13 protein-coding genes are annotated in these 15,107 nt (G+C 46.6%); 5 read left to right on the top strand and 8 right to left on the bottom strand.

From position 1 onward, the window contains the following. Positions 1–15: 15 nt before the first annotated feature. The 8 genes from tssC to RH45_RS08955 form a co-directional block, all read right to left on the bottom strand. Positions 16–1,500: a type VI secretion system contractile sheath large subunit gene (gene tssC, locus RH45_RS08990; RefSeq protein ID WP_008076321.1), complete on the bottom strand. Its 1,485-nt coding sequence runs from the start codon at positions 1,498–1,500 to the stop codon at positions 16–18. Beyond that, on the bottom strand, positions 1,500–2,003 hold the full coding sequence (tssB, locus tag RH45_RS08985; RefSeq protein ID WP_008076320.1) for a type VI secretion system contractile sheath small subunit: 504 nt from the start codon (positions 2,001–2,003) through the stop codon (positions 1,500–1,502). The genes tssC and tssB overlap by 1 nt, the downstream gene beginning before the upstream one ends. Positions 2,004–2,022: 19 nt before the next feature. After that, positions 2,023–2,544, bottom strand: a complete 522-nt coding sequence (locus RH45_RS08980; RefSeq protein ID WP_008076318.1) for a type VI secretion system tube protein Hcp — start codon at positions 2,542–2,544, stop codon at positions 2,023–2,025. 29 nt (positions 2,545–2,573) lie between these two features. Continuing rightward, on the bottom strand, positions 2,574–3,998 hold the full coding sequence (locus tag RH45_RS08975; RefSeq protein WP_008076316.1) for a type VI secretion system protein TssA: 1,425 nt from the start codon (positions 3,996–3,998) through the stop codon (positions 2,574–2,576). A 208-nt stretch (positions 3,999–4,206) separates the two neighbouring features. Further along, positions 4,207–4,509, bottom strand: coding sequence for a PAAR domain-containing protein (locus RH45_RS08970; RefSeq protein ID WP_008076314.1), 303 nt, complete (start codon positions 4,507–4,509; stop codon positions 4,207–4,209). 3 nt (positions 4,510–4,512) lie between these two features. Beyond that, entirely contained in the window at positions 4,513–5,079 is a 567-nt protein-coding gene (locus RH45_RS08965; protein WP_039958408.1) for a DUF6931 family protein, read from the bottom strand. Further along, positions 5,079–7,061, bottom strand: coding sequence for a type VI secretion system Vgr family protein (locus RH45_RS08960; RefSeq protein ID WP_008076311.1), 1,983 nt, complete (start codon positions 7,059–7,061; stop codon positions 5,079–5,081). The genes RH45_RS08965 and RH45_RS08960 overlap by 1 nt, the downstream gene beginning before the upstream one ends. A 271-nt stretch (positions 7,062–7,332) precedes the next feature. Beyond that, positions 7,333–8,193: a hypothetical protein gene (locus RH45_RS08955; RefSeq protein ID WP_008076310.1), complete on the bottom strand. Its 861-nt coding sequence runs from the start codon at positions 8,191–8,193 to the stop codon at positions 7,333–7,335. Between the two features lie 177 nt (positions 8,194–8,370). On the opposite strand from RH45_RS08955, the gene RH45_RS08950 reads away from it, so the two are divergent. From RH45_RS08950 to prpF, 5 genes are all read left to right on the top strand, one after another. Continuing rightward, positions 8,371–9,069: a GntR family transcriptional regulator gene (locus tag RH45_RS08950; protein WP_008076309.1), complete on the top strand. Its 699-nt coding sequence runs from the start codon at positions 8,371–8,373 to the stop codon at positions 9,067–9,069. A gap of 11 nt (positions 9,070–9,080) precedes the next feature. Next, positions 9,081–9,977, top strand: a complete 897-nt coding sequence (prpB, locus tag RH45_RS08945; RefSeq protein WP_008076308.1) for a methylisocitrate lyase — start codon at positions 9,081–9,083, stop codon at positions 9,975–9,977. Positions 9,978–10,093: 116 nt separating this feature from the next. After that, complete coding sequence (prpC, locus tag RH45_RS08940; protein WP_008076307.1) at positions 10,094–11,218, top strand: bifunctional 2-methylcitrate synthase/citrate synthase; 1,125 nt, start codon at positions 10,094–10,096, stop codon at positions 11,216–11,218. Between the two features lie 66 nt (positions 11,219–11,284). Then, the gene (acnD, locus tag RH45_RS08935) at positions 11,285–13,870 is read left to right on the top strand and encodes a Fe/S-dependent 2-methylisocitrate dehydratase AcnD (protein ID WP_008076299.1); all 2,586 of its coding nucleotides are present in this window, start codon (positions 11,285–11,287) and stop codon (positions 13,868–13,870) included. 21 nt (positions 13,871–13,891) lie between these two features. Further along, a complete protein-coding gene (gene prpF, locus RH45_RS08930; RefSeq protein WP_008076297.1) occupies positions 13,892–15,079 on the top strand; it encodes a 2-methylaconitate cis-trans isomerase PrpF in 1,188 nt (395 codons plus the stop codon). Positions 15,080–15,107: the final 28 nt, after the last annotated feature.

Here is a 15,107-nt window from a genome sequence, read left to right as displayed (position 1 = left end):
TCCGGCCTTAAGGGATTAGCCTGGAATCTTCGCAACCATTCGAACTGAGGTCGTCAGCTCTTCAAGTTGTAGCCAAGGTCTTAGGTGGGCAACCGCTGAGTAAGAGCCTGGGCGGCCCGGCTGTTCAACAACCTCAATACGAGATTCCGCTAGCGGAGTTTTTGCTCGTTGCTCGTTACCAATTGCACCTGCATTGGTGTACTGATCGATCCAAAGTTGCAGTTCACGCTGGATATCAGGAGCTTCCAAGTTAGAACCTAGTTTGTCACGACCCATTACTTTCAGGTAGTGGGCGATACGGCTACTCGCCATGATGTATGGCAAACGTGCAGAAATTGCAGCATTCGCTGTCGCATCAGGGTCTGTGTATGTTTTTGGCTGCTGAGTCGTTTGACCGCCAATGAATACGCCGTAGTTTGAGTTTTTGTAGTGAACCAGTGGTAAGAAACCAAGGTCGCTAAGCTCTTTCTCACGCTCATCCGTCAGGTTCACTTCGGTTGGACATTGCTGAACCAAGTCACCTGCTTCGGTTTTGTAAGTTAGGTTTGGCAGATTCTCTACTTTACCGCCGTTATCTAGGCCGCGAATTGACGTACACCAGCCAGAAGCAGTGTAAGCTTGCGTCATTTTCAAACCAAGATCGTAGGCTGCGTTAGACCAAACTAGCTCATCGTTGTTCGCTGGTTTAGGGTTACCATCCATGTCAGTACCTAGTTCTTCGTACTCAAACAAGTTAGTACCAAGACCTTTAGCTCCATATGGTAGGCGAGCCAGCGTGCGAGGAAGTGTCAGTGTTACATAACGCGCATCATCACTTTCACGGAACGAGTTCCAAGCGGCGTAAGCGGGTGAGTCGAAGCCTGCTGCTACAGGTTTGCCTTCGTCAAACGTTGTGAAATCGTTGAATTCAAACATTTGTGCGTTGGCTGCGGCAATAAATGGAGAGTGACACGCTGCGGCCACTTCACCCATGTAACGAAGGAGGGCAACATCTTCGTCTTGAGCGCTGAACTCGTAGTCGCCAATGAAGGCACCGTATGGTTCACCACCAGCTGTACCAAACTCACCTTGATATACCGCATTGAAAAGTGGGCTACGGTCGATAGCAGGCGCGTCTTCAAATTGCTCTAGTAGCTCTTCTTGAGTGAAGTCGACCATCTTAATTTTAAGATCGCGGCCAAGCTCACTTTCTTTAACAAGCTTTTGCAGACCACGCCATGAGCCTTCAAGCTTTTGGAAATCATCTTGCTGCATCACTTGAGAAAGTTGCTGCGACAGTTTCTGATCAATGGCTGAAATCGCGTTTTCGATCGTTTTGGTTAAGTTCTTATCCCAAGTCACTGTACCCGACAGCGCTTGTTCAGCTAGCACAGAGAATAGCTCTTTGGTTGTGTCTGCTGGAGTTTGCGTTGTTGCTTCAATCGCTCTATCTAGAAAACTGAGGGCACCTTCCGCAGCTTCTGCACCTGCTTGTGTTTGATTTTCAGCTTCTGTGCTCATTATTCAGCTCCTTCTTTCTTGATACCCAGTTCATCAGACAGTGCGTTAATGGTGTCCGCACTTTGAAGAACTTCTTTCAGCAACTTCTCTAGATCGCGAGAGCGGTCGGCTTTAGATAGCAACACTTTAAGTTGGTTACGAGTTTCAACTAACTTTTTAAGTGGTTCTACTTGCTCAACGATGGCTTCTGGTTCGAAGTCTTTCATTGAGTTAAAGGTTAGGTTCGCTTCAAACTGACTGTCGTCGTCAGCCAAAACGTTGTCAACCTTAAGGCTAAGCTCAGGGCCGACACGTTTCATAACGGTATCGAAGTTATCTTTATCTACGTTATAGAAGGTACGATCTTCGATATCCTCTTTGTCTTGTTTATGACCAGAGTAGTCACCAATAACCCCAACGACAAACGGGAGTTCTTTGGTTTCTACAGCGCCATTAGTTTCCACATCGTAAGTGATGCTTACGCGGTTTTTACTTACGCGTTTGTGTTGGGAATTAAGTGCCACAGTGGATCTCCTTATTTAATTACGATGCCGTAGAGGTTACTTTAGCAGCCGTTGCATCGAAGCCAACTTCTGGACCTTTCTCGATCTTGCCGCCTTCGCCTTCAATGTAGTATGCCTTCGAAATTTCAGTGTAAGTTAGGCTGAAAGATTCGTTTGGTAGGCTACCGTCTGATGCCGCCATGTTGTAGCTAGACATACGAGCAGCTTTTAGCGTTAGGATTAGGTATGGATCAGCACCAGAACCTTCACGGTTTGGCTTAGTCATCACGATTTCAATTGTTTTACCTTCACCGCCAGGAGCGTAAAGGAAAGTTGTTAGATATGGCGTCGCACCATCACAACCACGAGTTACGTTCACTTCGCCTAGAGCAACCATACCTTGGTCTGCGTTGTTAGCATTACCAACGTCAATACCAACGCCACGTACAGCATTCCACGTGATAGTGTCGATAGCGAAGAAACCGTCTTTGCCACCAATTTTTTCAACAGTCGCTGCGCCTTTCGGTTTAGTGCCGTCGATTCTCATAAAGATAGAAGCCATTTTATTCTCCTTTGCCAATTAGCAATTGCTTACCACTCAAAGTCTGTAACGCTGCCAGACGTAGAGCTGGTTTCCGCTTCAGATTGGGTTGGTTGTTGAGTTTCGGTAACTTCCTGCTCATTGATTGAATTAGAAGGGACCGTGTTCGGGATCGCGTCTGAAATCGAGATTTCAGGCGCAGGGGTAGTAATTTGGGGCTCCACGTACGGTTTACCGCTCAGATCTTGTTGTTCTAACTGATCCATACCTGTGAGCTGGTTGATATGTTGCATGACGCCGCTATTGTTGCCGGTCATCTCTTGCATCAGTTCTGGCAGACTCATATAACCCCAACGTATCGCTCTTTCTAACAGGAACGAAATTGGGCTATGTGGTTCGGTCTGCTTAAAGTATTCGGAAATTTTGCGTAACTCATGAAATGCTTGATCGCGTGTCGCGATTTGACCAGCCGGAGCGGCTAACATAGTTTGCGTTACCGCAGGTTGAACTTCTGTAACGGAAGTTTGTGCTACTGGTTCAGTTGGCGATGACGCTACCACTGGCGCTGGTTGTACTGGTTCAGAAACTTGCGGGGCCGTGTCGATGGCAGCCGCGATGCTCGGCTGTGGCGAGGCTGATTGAGTTTCCGGCTCGCGCAGGGCGTAATTGTCGTCGAGTGGCCAAAGCGCAAATTTGTCACCAACAAGGTATTTGATGGCATTAATAAGGTCAGCGATGTTGGCTTTGACAAACTTAAAGCTGATGGCGGTGACAGCATGGCTTTGGCAATGCTGTGCGATTATCGTCTCTGCTTGGCTAAAATTGCGATAGGTTTCAGCAAGGTGACTGAGAGTCTCCTCGACGTCGCCAGAAAACAGACTCTGCGCTTTTTCTTTTAACTGGTTAAGTTCACCGCTGCGCTCAGCACGGAGGTAATCGGAGAAGCTTATATCATCAATCAAGCTGACCAGTTGAAGTGGCATATAAAGCGCAGTTGAATCTTGGCTTTCGCCAACCAGTTGAAGCAGTGGCTTAATGCGAAACTCTATCAGTTCTTTGGTTTTACCTGCCTCATCGCTGCTTTTGATTTTTTTCTCTGGCAGTGTTGGGTGCAGTGTATCCCAGAATATTTCTGCAGTTTGCGCTAGTACTTTCGTTGATTTTGCAAGATTGCCATATGGGTTGGTCGTGAACAATTGGCTGGTGATAAACCAGCCTAGCAGTTCAATGTCTTTGGTCGCCGTGGTCAATGCTGAAAAGGTTGCATCTCGCAACTGAGCCCAGTTTTCCGAGTTAGCATCCAGCAGCGCTTCATCACTCGATGCGTCTGGCGTTTCTACTAGCTGCCTAAACGAAGATTGCGCTGTGTTGTAACTATTTCTGAGAGCACGATAAGCTGAACGATCCAGCTTTAAGTATTCACCGGTAGGATTTTCATCAGAAATGGGAGCCAATAAACTATCGATATCTACCATTTGGGTTCCACGTGTTTCCTATAAATATTAATTATGTAATTTGATGTATTTTTTATATTTTTATAAGGATGTGCTTACAAAATCTAGTCTAGGACTATTTTATGAAAAGGCTCGTACATTTTTATTATTTAGGTAAAAAGGTGATCTGTATCTAGAAAATTGGACGGAGGACGGTTAAATTTTATTAAACCCCTGTTTAAGCTAGGGTTTAGCCACCAATCAATACCGTCGGCATACCCAATACAATCGTGCCTCCATGAGCCGTAGTATCGCCCATTCTTGCAGCAGGTTTGTTACCTATTAATACAGTTGCACTACCTTTAATTATCGAGTCTGGCGGTCCAACACAGACGCACATATCTCCCATGGTTGCCGCAGGCATATTACCAATCAAAACCGTTGGCATTCCTGGTCCACTGATCGGCCCTCCAACATGTGGGATTGGCGGAACGGCGGGTGTCTGCATCGGGCAGACATGCATGTCTGTGAGTCTTGCTGCTGGTAACGTCATTGACTATCCTCCATTACCGCCGTTGGCAATATCTAATGCCACGTTAAATGCATAATCATAATATTCGTCAGACTGATCCCAATGAGGTAGGGCAGCGGAGTGGTTGAGTGCTCCTGCGACGGCTTTTGAATAGAGGAATGGGTCTGGTAGAACAACCGGCAGTTCGGGTGAAACTATGCTACCCGAGCCATTCCAGAAGATGGCTTGTGCTAGCCACGAAGGCCCACAGTTGAGCTCCAGTCGATTCGACAACAACTCCGCCTTACGACGCATATCCTCAGAAGGGGACTTAACCCAATGCTGGGCAGTTTGAATACACTGTTGCTGCATTGGGCTCCAAACATCGTTGCGTTTTTGAAGCACGAGTGACGCCCACCAAATTGCCTCTCGAACTGGTAGAGCGTGGGCGAGAAATTGGCATAAATCATTGTTCAGGCCGTTTTCCCTAAGCTGCGAGATAGCGGCATCAACGCTGGATTCGGGGTCGATGATTGCTGCTGCTTCTTCAGAGGCTTTGAATCTCGGGAGAATTTGTCCACTGGATTGATATGGAATCTTTTTGTACATAATTAATTGACCTTAACAATCGCGCCTTTTAGTTCACCCATTACGCCGCCATCGAAGGTACCTTTGAGCCCTGATTTAAACTCAGCGCTAAGAGAGCCTTCGGCAGACAAGGTAGTATCTGCCTTAATCGCAACACTTAGACCTTTAATTGAATTTGAGCTTGTTGCTTCAAGTGCCGTTGTTGTTCCACTCACTTTATTTGCTGATGTCGCTTTGCTCGTGACATTGGTACCTTGTAAGTTGAGTGCGCTACTTGCTTTAATATCGATATTGCTCGCTTCAATAGAAATGCTCGATGACGAAATAGAAATTTTGCTCGATCCCACTTTTAAATCGATTGAGCTGTCTGCTTCTAACGTGATGGTTTTTGCCGTTTGTTTGAGATCTTTGCTGACAGCAAGGGTGTAGTTGTCTTCTGTGGTAATTGAAATTTGCTTAGTAACCGTTTGAGCGAGTTCACCTTTCACCGTCTCGGTGTGATTGTTTTCAACTTCTTGAGTGATATCTTTCGCCGCGTGCAAATAAATGAGCTCGTTGTCTTTTTTGTCATCAAAATAAAGTTCATTCGATTCGCCAGTGAGTTTGGTTTTAATGCCGCTCTTTGTTGCGTTGCTCTCCTTATAAGGAGGCGCGTTTTTGCTGTTGTAGACACTTCCCGTGATGATGGGTTGATCTGGGTCGCCATCGATAAATGACACCAGCACTTCTTGACCAACACGTGGAATAAATTGTGCGCCATAGCCACTTCCCGCCAGCATCTGGGCGACTCGAACATAGCAGCTGGTTTTGTCGCCGCTGGTTTCGGTATCCCAGTGGAACTGAATTCTGACTCGCCCTTGATCATCTTGGTTGATCTCACCAGCTGTAGAGCCAGCGACAGTTGCACTTTGCAGACCATGGACAACTTGTTTACCTAATGGTTTAGGGTAGTACGAGGTAGATTGAGGAATCACGGTGACATCAGTTTGACACTCTACGTTTTCGCTGTAGTGGGTCGTGACACTGATTACCGAGTAGTCGCCTAGCTGAGCTTTATCTAAATGAGTCGCTAAAGAGAACCAACTTCCCAGCTCGAACAGGTCGTGTTTCGCGGTCAATGTGGTCGTTTGGTAGTCTTGCTCCAACTGCTCCACTCGTCGTTTCGCTAAGTTGCTCGCCAGATCGGTCATATCTCCTGAGACACCCAGTTCGGGGTAGAGTCGGGAGGCGAGCTTAGTGTTATTGGCGATAGAGTTACCGCTTTTTTGTGCTTTGCTGGTAACAAGCTTAGATTGGCTGTAGTCGTACGTGGTTAGCTCAACACTAGCACCGTGAAAAGAAAACGCTGGAGACCAGTTCTCGATTAAAGGTAAAGAGCCAGACGGAGTTTCACTCATATCGAACTTGGCTGTCGATGCTTTATCAAAAGGAGACTGCGCGTCTTGTAAGATTAAAGTATGGCCTTTTTCTGTGTGAGTGAAATAGTAGAGCACCCCTTCTTCTGCAAGTAGGCGGTTAACAAAGTCGAAATCTGATTCATTATACTGAACGCAGTACTCTCTTTTGGTCGTGGGCATCTTGGAGACGCTATAGCAGCCTTTAAATCCGGCATTATCAAATATGTCGCTAATGATGTCTTTCGTCGATTGGTTTTGGTAAACCCGAAATGCCCGGCTGTATTTCAACAATTCCAACCAAGGTTTTAACGTCACTCGGTAGAGAGCGAATTGCAGGTTGCTGTCCATACCTAAGTTTTCAACGCGGGTGACAATACCGTTGTAGCTACGCGACAGTTTGGCTGTTCCGGAATTGTTCGAGTAGCGGTTGACGGTTAGCAACTGGCCGAGCTGATCCGAAGCTTCAAATCCGCTTGCAATGACGGTGGCGTGCACCTCAAAAGGGTGCGATAAAGCCTGACTAACTGAAAATTGGCTTACTTGATGTGTCTGATTCTTGTAATCGACAGCAGACATCATACTGGCAGATGCTGAGTATTTATCAGCCATATCACATCCTTTAATACTGACAACGTCGCTTCGATTAACTCTATTCGAAACAATGATTTGTGATGCGTGTTAATGATTCATTAAAAAGTAGCAGCAAATCATTCGTAAATAAATCGAATTTACGACTATTTATAAGTGTTGAGTATTGGGTGGAGAAAAAATGACGGATATTGGCGAAAAAGGTGACAAATTCGAACAACAGAGTTAAAGAGGGAAAAGACAAACCAAAGGAGCACTGTGCTCCTTTGCATAAAGAGGTGTCTGGCTTAAATTAACGACTATCGACGAGCAACAACTTAGCGCTTCGGTAGGCAAAGCGCATACTTTCTACTTCGTTAGGTCGTGCTGTGAGGTGTTCAACTGATGGCAATACAACGAAGAAAATTAAGGGCTCAGAATGCAGCGAATGCCATTGTTGATTGTCAGCTGGCTTTTTATACGCTTGCAAATTGACTGTTAGGACTAAATTAGCTTCATCAAGGGTACTGCCATTAAACGTTCCCAGTTCATGGACTGCTCCCCACAGACTTTCGAGAGAGCGCTCATTACTGCTTTTGAGGAAGAACTCGAGCTCTAGCGTTTGGCTAGCATTCGTTGTGGTAACGGTAAGCCTCTCGCTGGTGCGACGTCCATATTCAAACGGTAGGTAATTAAGGTTATTGTCGACAATCGTGTTTGACAGCGGGCATAGTTGGACAGAGTCTTTCGGTTGCTTGCTAGCGTATAATTCGCATGTGAACTGCTTTATCAACATTTCTAATCCGCGGTGAAACTCTTCCCCTTGCAGATCTTGTATTGCCAGTGATCTGCTTTGCAATACTTCAGCGAACACTTTAGCGGCGTTGTTATTGATCGCCTCATTCTCAATGACTGGTGCAAACCTATTTTCTTTAATCGCCGTCTTAAGCACATTGTCACTCTCTATGACGGGGATCTCTTCATCTGAATATATAGAGTCACGCAGCAGCGGGTAGTGCGGTTCTCTTTGAGGTTCAGCTAAAAGAGAGCACCCAAACAACATAGGTGTAGCGAGCGTCGCGGCAAGCGCAGTTTTAAAAACAGCAGACAACATAGATTGAATATTTTTCTCCAAAGATAAACGCATCATAAGTTGTTTTATTGAATGCGTCATTACACATATCCCCAAATTGTCGGGTTAAAAGTGCTCTTCTTTATCTGAGTATTTTATCGACTACTACCTTAGTCTAAATTGTCGACAATCTGCTTGATTGTCGACAATGTGATGGTCTATTTTATAAACAAGTTAAGAAATTGTTGACACTTTTACTTCGTGTTGGGTTAGAGACGTATGAATGTAGAACTTAAAGCAGTAGCCAACAAATCACTCAGCTCTGATAAAGAAAACACCAAATCAGAGAGCCTAACTGAGTCGCTGGTGGAGTCGATTGTCTCTGGCGAAATTGAGCCTGGCAGCAAAATATCGGAGCCAGAGTTAGCCAAGCGTTATCAAGTAAGTCGAGGCCCATTGCGTGAAGCGATTATGCGTTTAGAAGGGCTTGGTCTTATTGAGCGTATTCCTCATGTTGGAGCCCGAGTAATTAGTCTAGAGCCAGAGAAACTTGTCGAACTCTATGCCGTGAGAGAGGCGCTAGAGGGAATGGCTGCACGATTAGCGGCTAGATATATCACCCAAGAAGAATTGCTGAGTCTCGAAACGTTATTGTCGACACATTCTCGTCACATCGAACAAGTCGAGGGTTCTTCATATTTCCATCAACATGGTGATTTCGATTTTCATTATCGGATTATTAAAGCCAGCCGTAACAGCAAGCTGATTGGTTTGCTATGTAATGAGTTGTACCACTTATTGCGCATGTATCGCTATCAATCGCCGCGAGCGCAGTCGCGTCCTGTTGAAGCGTTAAATGAACATAAATTTATTCTTCAAGCGATTCGAAATCGAGATGAAGAGTTAGCTGAAATGTTAATGCGTCGCCATATTTCTGGTAGTCGCAAACTGATTGAACAACAGATACTAATGGACTAGAGGATAACCGCATGAGCTTATCTCCGGGAGCGAAGTTTAGACTCGCTGTAGAGCAAAACGACCCACTGCAAATTGTCGGAACGATTAACCCATATTGCGCCATGATGGCAAAAAACTTAGGTCATCAAGCCATCTACCTATCAGGTGGCGGGATTGCCAATGCGTCTTATGGCCTACCTGATTTGGGCATCACGACGTTAAACGATGTATTGGTGGATGTAGACCGTATCACGAATGCGTGTGACCTTCCGTTACTTGTCGATATTGATACCGGATTCGGTGGCGCGTTCAATATTGCTCGCACTATTAAAGCAATGGAAAAAGCGGGAGCTGCCGCGGTTCACATGGAAGACCAAGTTGCCCAGAAACGTTGTGGTCATCGTCCAAACAAAGCGATTGTTAGTCAACAGGAAATGGTTGACCGAGTAAAAGCGGCAGTAGATGCCCGTAATGACGAAAGTTTTGTGATTATGGCTCGTACCGATGCACTTGCGGTCGAAGGCATGGACAGTGCCATTGAGCGAGCGATCGCTTGTGTTGAAGCTGGCGCTGATATGATCTTCCCTGAAGCAATGAATGAGCTAGAGCAGTACGAGCAGTTCTCGACAGCCTTGTCTCAAGCAACAGGAAAGCATGTCCCGATCTTGGCGAACATTACTGAATTCGGCCAGACACCTCTATACGGCGGTGAGCAGTTAGCCAAAGCGAATGTCGATATGGTTCTGTACCCCTTAAGTGCCTTTAGAGCGATGAACAAAGCCGCTGAAATGGTTTACAAACATCTGTTAGAAGTTGGAAATCAAGAAGCGTTGATTGACTCGATGCAAACTCGTAAGGAGTTGTATCAGCACTTAAATTATCACGATTATGAAGACAAGTTGGACCAACTTTTTTCAGATAACAACTAGTCGGAAATCAAACGGAAGCCCAAGAAACTACATTAACCAAATCCAATAACGTGAAACATCTGACGGATAAACGCTCCAGCTAAGAGAGCAATGTCAGATTGAAAAGGAGTTCTATCATGCCTAATGAACTAGGTGGAGCAGGTCTACGTGGCCAAAGCGCTGGAAGCACAGCTTTATGTACTGTCGGTAAAACAGGAACGGGGTTAACTTATCGTGGCTACGATATTACGGATCTGGCCAACAACGCTCAGTTTGAGGAAGTCGCTCATCTATTGTTACGCGGTCACCTTCCAAGTCAACAAGAATTGGATGAATACAAAACTCGCTTGGTTGGCCTTCGCGGTTTACCGGAAGAGCTTAAGCAAGCACTCGAACTACTCCCATCTTCTGCCCATCCAATGGACGTAATGCGCACAGGGTGTTCGGTGCTTGGTAACCTCGAACAAGAGCAAGATTTTAGCCAACAGCTGGATGCGACTGAGCGCATGCTAGCGCTGTTCCCAGCCATTATTTGTTACTGGTACCGTTTTAGCCATGATGGTGTTCGTATCGACACGGCCGATCAAACCGAAGACTGCATCGGTGGCTACTTCTTGAAGATGCTGACCGATAAAGCACCGAGCAACCTGCACAAGCAAGTCATGCATTGCTCATTGATCCTCTATGCTGAGCATGAGTTTAACGCCTCTACGTTTGCTGCACGTGTCTGTGCTTCGACGCTATCCGACTTACATTCGTGTATCACAGGCGCCATTGGTACGCTGCGAGGACCTCTTCACGGCGGTGCGAACGAAGCGGCAATGGAAATGATTGAGAGCTGGATGACGCCTGATGAAGCGGAAGCGAACATAATGCAGATGCTAGCAAACAAAGACAAAATCATGGGCTTTGGTCACGCGATTTATCGGGAAAGTGATCCACGAAATGCGCTGATTAAACGTTGGTCTAAAGAGTTGTCTGTGGCTGTTGGCGATACACACCTGTACGCGGTATCAGAGCGCGTTGAATCAGTCATGAAACGCGAAAAAGGTCTGTTCTGCAACGCCGATTTCTTCCACGCATCGGCTTACCATTTCATGGATATTCCAACCAAATTGTTTACGCCGATTTTCGTAATGAGTCGATTAACGGGTTGGGCCGCTCACGTTTACGAGCAGCGCGCGAACAACCGTATCATTCGTCCAAGTGCGGACTATACCGGGCCTGATCATCAAGATTGGGTACCAATAGAACAACGTTAAGCGTTTCTGGCCTTACCTACATCACATTGGGCGAGGCCAGTTATCACCCTGCATTGGAAGCATCTCATGACTATAAATACACAATACAGAAAACCGCTTCCGGGAACACATCTAGATTATTTTGATGCCCGAGAAGCCGTTAACGCAATCGCCCCTGATGCCTACGAAGGCTTACCATACACTTCTCGCGTACTTGCGGAACAACTCGTTCGTCGATGTGAACCGTCGATGCTTACGGATAGTTTGAAGCAGCTAATCGAACGTAAACGCGACCTAGATTTTCCATGGTACCCAGCACGAGTTGTTTGCCATGACATCCTTGGCCAAACCGCATTAGTGGATTTGGCAGGCCTACGTGACGCTATCGCCGAACAAGGTGGCGATCCTGCGAAAGTTAACCCTGTGGTTGAAACTCAGTTGATCGTCGATCACTCGCTAGCGGTTGAACACGGTGGGGCCGAGCCTGATGCCTTTGCCAAAAATCGTGCGATAGAAGAAAGGCGAAATGAAGACAGGTTCCATTTTATTGAATGGTGTAAAACGGCATTTGAAAATGTCAGTGTTATCCCTGCGGGTAATGGCATCATGCACCAAATCAACTTAGAGAAAATGTCTCCTGTTGTACAAGCAAAACAAGGAATCGCTTATCCAGATACCTGTGTCGGTACTGACAGCCATACGCCACATGTTGATGCGCTAGGTGTTATCGCGATTGGTGTCGGGGGATTGGAAGCGGAAACGGTCATGCTAGGGCGTCCTTCCATGATGCGCTTACCCGACATCGTAGGGGTTAATTTAACGGGTAAACGTCAGCCGGGTATTACCGCAACGGATATTGTCTTAGCAATTACCGAGTTTTTGCGTAACGAACGCGTGGTTTCATCTTACCTAGAGTTTTTTGGAGAAGGGGCAAATGCTCTCACCATTGGTGATCGCGCGACTATCTCTAATATGACTCCGGAGTACGGCGCTACTGCTGGCATGTTTTATATTGATGAGCAGACCATCAATTATCTGAAATTAACTGGTAGAGATGAGCAACAAGTCGAACTGGTTGAAACGTACGCCAAGCAAACGGGCTTGTGGGCCGATGATTTAACCTCTGCTCACTATGAGCGCGTACTCGAATTTGATTTATCTAGTGTCACTCGAAACATGGCTGGTCCATCTAACCCTCATCGACGTTTGCCTACATCAGAGCTTGCGGCAAGAGGGGTGTCGGGGGATTGGCAAGAAAAAGAGGGTGAATTACCTGATGGCGCTGTAATTATTGCGGCAATTACGTCGTGTACGAATACGAGTAACCCACGCAACGTGGTCGCAGCGGGTCTTGTCGCGAAAAAAGCCAATGAACTAGGGCTAGTGCGTAAGCCGTGGGTGAAGTCTTCATTTGCACCTGGGTCGAAAGTTGCGCGCCTTTACCTTGAAGAAGCAGGCTTGCTTCCGGAACTAGAAAAGTTAGGTTTTGGTATCGTTGCTTATGCTTGCACCACATGTAACGGTATGAGTGGTGCCCTTGATCCGAAGATTCAGCAAGAAATCATTGACCGAGACCTTTACGCAACGGCCGTGTTGTCGGGGAATCGAAACTTTGACGGTCGCATACACCCTTACGCTAAACAGGCTTTCCTTGCCTCGCCACCTCTCGTTGTAGCTTATGCCTTAGCAGGCACAATTCGCTTTGACATTGAGCGTGATTCATTGGGCAAAGATGCCAGTGGAAATCCGATCTATCTTAATGACCTGTGGCCGAGCGATGAAGAAATCGATGCGGTAGTTGGTCAGCATGTTAAACCTGAGCAGTTTAAGCAGATCTACATCCAAATGTTCAAAATGGACGAGACGGAAAAAAGCAGCAGTCCTCTTTATGACTGGCGTCCAATGAGCACCTATATTCGTCGTCCTCCATATTGGGAAGGAGCATTAGCCGGTGAACGCACTTTATCAGGGATGCGTCCGTTGGCGGTCTTGGGAGATAACATCACTACAGACCATTTGTCGCCATCCAATGCGATACTAGCGTCCAGTGCTGCAGGAGAATATTTAGCGAGCATGGGGGTTCCTGAAGAAGACTTCAATTCATACGCGACTCACAGGGGCGATCACTTGACGGCTCAAAGGGCGACGTTCGCCAACCCGAAACTGTTTAATGAAATGGTACAAGAACATGGGGAGACGGTTCAGGGCTCTCTAGCCAGAATCGAACCTGATGGCAAGGTCACGAGAATGTGGGAAGCGATCGAAACCTATATGGAGCGTAAGCAGCCACTGATTGTTGTTGCTGGTGCTGATTATGGTCAGGGGTCGTCACGAGATTGGGCAGCTAAAGGAGTAAGACTGGCTGGTGTTGAAGCAATTGTCGCTGAGGGCTTCGAGCGCATCCATAGAACCAATCTGGTCGGTATGGGTGTACTTCCTTTGCAGTTCAAGCATGGGGTTAATCGCCATACATTGGGGCTTGATGGAACCGAAATCTATGATGTTGCTGGAGAAATCAAACCTGGTGCTGACTTAGCCTTAGTGGTTACTCGTGCGAATGGTGAAAAACTGGATGTTGCCGTTACTTGTCGACTGGATACCGCGGATGAAGTGTCTGTCTATCAAGCTGGTGGCGTTTTGCAGCGATTCGCTCAAGATTTTTTGGCTCAATAGCAATTCAGTGAGGAGCTAACTATGACTCATTCATCGCCAAGTCAGATCAAGGTGGCTGCCACTTACATGCGTGGTGGCACGAGCAAAGGCGTGTTTTTTAGCCTGTCTGATTTACCTTTACAAGCACAAGCGCCAGGAGAAGCAAGGGACAAGCTGTTAATGCGCGTCATTGGCAGCCCAGATGCCTATCAAAAGCAGATTGACGGTATGGGAGGCGCTACCTCAAGTACTAGCAAAACAGTCATCGTCAGTAAAAGCACCCAACCTGGGCATGATGTGGACTATTTGTTTGGTCAAGTGGCAATAGACAAAGCGTTTGTCGACTGGAGTGGCAACTGTGGGAACCTATCCGCGGCTGTTGGCCCTTTCGCCATACATGCTGGCTTAATTGATTCAGACAAGATCCCCAAAAATGGTGTTGTCGAAGTTCGAATCTGGCAGGTAAACATCAGAAAAACCATTGTGGCACACGTTCCTATCATCGATGGGATGGTTCAAGAAATGGGGGATTTTGAACTCGATGGCGTAACATTCCCAGCTGCTGAAATTCAGGTTGATTTCATGAAACCAGCAGACGGTGAAGGTAGTATGTTTCCCACTGGCAACTTGATTGATGACTTAAACGTACCGGGTATGGGGCGTTTTAACGCCACCATGATCAATGCTGGAATCCCGACCATTTTTATTGATGCCGCGGAGCTTGGTTATGTCGGTACTGAGCTTCAAGAAGATATCAATAATGATCAAGTTGCACTGGAAAAGTTTGAAACGATTCGAGCCCACGGAGCCATGCAAATGGGATTGATTTCTTCGATTGAAGAAGCCTCGAGCCGCCAGCACACACCTAAAATTGCTTTTGTCTCCCAGCCTAAAGCTTATACCTCGTCTAGCGGTAAGCCGATAGACAGTAAGGATATCGATGTACTCGTCAGAGCGCTTTCAATGGGCAAGCTTCATCATGCAATGATGGGAACGGCTGCGGTTGCCATTGCCGCTGCTGCGAGTGTACCTGGAACGATTGTTAATCTCGCTGCGGGTGGTGGAAAAAAAGAGTCCGTTACATTTGGGCACCCTTCCGGAACGCTTAAAGTCGGGGCTACAGCCAGCCAAATTGATGGAAATTGGTTGGTCGAGAAAGCAACAATGAGCCGAAGTGCACGCATCATCATGGAGGGCTTTGTGCGTGTTCCCTCCGACATCTTTAAATAATAACTGGCGGAAAAAGTGCAATGTCAGG

The sequence above is a fragment of the Vibrio sinaloensis DSM 21326 genome, assembly GCF_000189275.1.
GTDB lineage: Bacteria > Pseudomonadota > Gammaproteobacteria > Enterobacterales > Vibrionaceae > Vibrio > Vibrio sinaloensis.
Note: the sequence above shows the minus strand (reverse complement) of the source record. Positions and strands in the feature narration are given on the sequence as shown.

Excerpts from the sequence above, each read along its gene's own strand:
- tssC (WP_008076321.1), bottom strand. The coding sequence starts at position 1,500 with ATGAGCACAGAAGCTGAAAATCAAACACAAGCAGGTGCAGAAGCTGCG.
- RH45_RS08980 (WP_008076318.1), bottom strand. The coding sequence starts at position 2,544 with ATGGCTTCTATCTTTATGAGAATCGACGGCACTAAACCGAAAGGCGCA.
- RH45_RS08975 (WP_008076316.1), bottom strand. The coding sequence starts at position 3,998 with ATGGTAGATATCGATAGTTTATTGGCTCCCATTTCTGATGAAAATCCT.
- RH45_RS08970 (WP_008076314.1), bottom strand. The coding sequence starts at position 4,509 with ATGACGTTACCAGCAGCAAGACTCACAGACATGCATGTCTGCCCGATG.
- RH45_RS08960 (WP_008076311.1), bottom strand. The coding sequence starts at position 7,061 with ATGGCTGATAAATACTCAGCATCTGCCAGTATGATGTCTGCTGTCGAT.
- RH45_RS08955 (WP_008076310.1), bottom strand. The coding sequence starts at position 8,193 with ATGACGCATTCAATAAAACAACTTATGATGCGTTTATCTTTGGAGAAA.
- RH45_RS08950 (WP_008076309.1), top strand. The coding sequence starts at position 8,371 with ATGAATGTAGAACTTAAAGCAGTAGCCAACAAATCACTCAGCTCTGAT.
- prpB (WP_008076308.1), top strand. The coding sequence starts at position 9,081 with ATGAGCTTATCTCCGGGAGCGAAGTTTAGACTCGCTGTAGAGCAAAAC.
- prpC (WP_008076307.1), top strand. The coding sequence starts at position 10,094 with ATGCCTAATGAACTAGGTGGAGCAGGTCTACGTGGCCAAAGCGCTGGA.
- acnD (WP_008076299.1), top strand. The coding sequence starts at position 11,285 with ATGACTATAAATACACAATACAGAAAACCGCTTCCGGGAACACATCTA.
- prpF (WP_008076297.1), top strand. The coding sequence starts at position 13,892 with ATGACTCATTCATCGCCAAGTCAGATCAAGGTGGCTGCCACTTACATG.